This window comes from Bradyrhizobium sp. LjRoot220 (assembly GCF_964252915.1).
In the GTDB taxonomy this organism is placed as follows: domain Bacteria; phylum Pseudomonadota; class Alphaproteobacteria; order Rhizobiales; family Xanthobacteraceae; genus Bradyrhizobium.
In genome coordinates this window covers 1-1522 of record NZ_CAXUPS020000026.1, presented here as the reverse complement: position 1 = coordinate 1522, position 1522 = coordinate 1, and the positions used below count along the sequence as shown (strand labels likewise).

The 1522-nt window shown below is 65.1% G+C and carries 1 protein-coding gene; it reads right to left on the bottom strand.

Annotation, left to right across the window (positions count from 1 at the left end; translation table 11 throughout):
* Positions 1–112: 112 nt before the first annotated feature.
* On the bottom strand, positions 113–1441 hold the full coding sequence (locus ACSQ84_RS35935; RefSeq protein WP_436216497.1) for an IS1182 family transposase: 1329 nt from the start codon (positions 1439–1441) through the stop codon (positions 113–115).
* Positions 1442–1522: the final 81 nt, after the last annotated feature.

Below are 1522 nucleotides of genomic sequence, written 5' to 3'. Positions count from 1 at the left end.
CCTGAGAGCTTGTGACGCTTTTCGGTTTCTGCGGAGCTTTGACACGACGTGGCGGCTACTGGTCGCGGCAAAATGGCAGTCTTGGGGATTGAGTTTGTCGAAGAGCTCTCGTTTACGCATTGCGGAGGCGGTTGCCTTGCAGGATGTTGTTGGTGAGGGCGTACCAAAGCACGACGGCGCGGACCTTTTCGATGCCGCGCACGGTCAATTGCCGCAGGTCCCAGTTGCGCCAGCGGGCATGGATGCACTCGCAAATCGAACGGGGCTTGTATCGGGCCTTGCCCTCTTCGCTCGCCATTCGCGCGCGCCAGGCCAGAACCCCCGAGCCGTCGCCGCGTCGCGGCAGGTATGGATCGGTGCCGTGCTTGGATTGAGTGGGCGGACAAAAGACCTCGATGCCCTCGGCATGCGCCCATTCGATGTCCTCCGCGCTGCCAAAGCCGCCGTCGACGAGATAATCTTTGGGCAGACCGCCAGGACGCGTGCGCTGCCGCTCCAGCATCGGACGCATCAGGCCGCGGTCGGACCCGGTGTTGGTAACTTCGAGCCCGGCCACGATCTGCTCGCCGGCCGCGCTCGCCACCTGCACATTATAACCGGGACGGAAGCCGCCGTCGGCCATCTTCATGACCCGTGCATCGGCGTCCGTCGTGGACGCGCGTGGCTCCTTCGGCTTCTTGCCATTGCCGCGCTTTTCTTCGCGCTCCCTGCGTTGCTGCTTGATCACGGCGAGCGCCGCCTGCGCCGCTTTCACGCGCGCGCTGCGCTCCCGCGCTGCTCGCTCCTTGGCCGCCCGGGCGCGCTGATTGCTGGCGTCCGAGCGCGCGTCAACCTCGTGCTTGAGGTCTTCCACCACGGCTTCAGCCCGTGCCAGATGCTTATCGAGGGTCGCCTCGCGCCGGAACGACGCGGCTCCCGCGCTGGCCCGGACCCGCACGCCGTCCTGCGCCAGCGTCTCCAGATTGACGAGGCCCGCCTTCGCCAGCGCCGCCAGATGCTCGCTAAGCAGCCGGTCCAGCAGATCGGCGCAACCGACCCGGAAGTCCGCCAGCATGTGATAGTTCACCGACACCCCACCGCACAGCCAACGATAGGCATCGTGACTCTCGCACAGCCGTTCCAACGCCCGCGCGCTGCCGACCCCCTCGCTGGTGGCATAGAGCCACAGCGCCAGCAAAAGCCGCGGCGATGTCGCGGGGTGACCCGGGCGGTCGTCCCTGGCCTTGATCCGGTTCTCCAGTTCGCTCAGATCAAGCTCTTCGACATAGGACCAGATCAGACGCGCCGGATGGTCTTCCCCGATCAGGCTCTCGATATCCACCGCTCGCAACGCGATCTGGTCGCGTTGGGGTTCACGCAGCCGCGGCGCGCTGAACGACGCTGATTCGGCTTGCGGCTTCGACTGCGCCGGCAGATCCCCAAATAATTCATCGGCTGCCATTATCATCTCCCGCGAATCCACATCGCCAGAGAATCACACCGCGCCAGCTTTCGGCTATACCTGCTTGCTGAGTCGCCAAAA

Excerpts from the sequence above, each read along its gene's own strand:
- ACSQ84_RS35935 (WP_436216497.1), bottom strand. The coding sequence starts at position 1,441 with ATGGCAGCCGATGAATTATTTGGGGATCTGCCGGCGCAGTCGAAGCCG.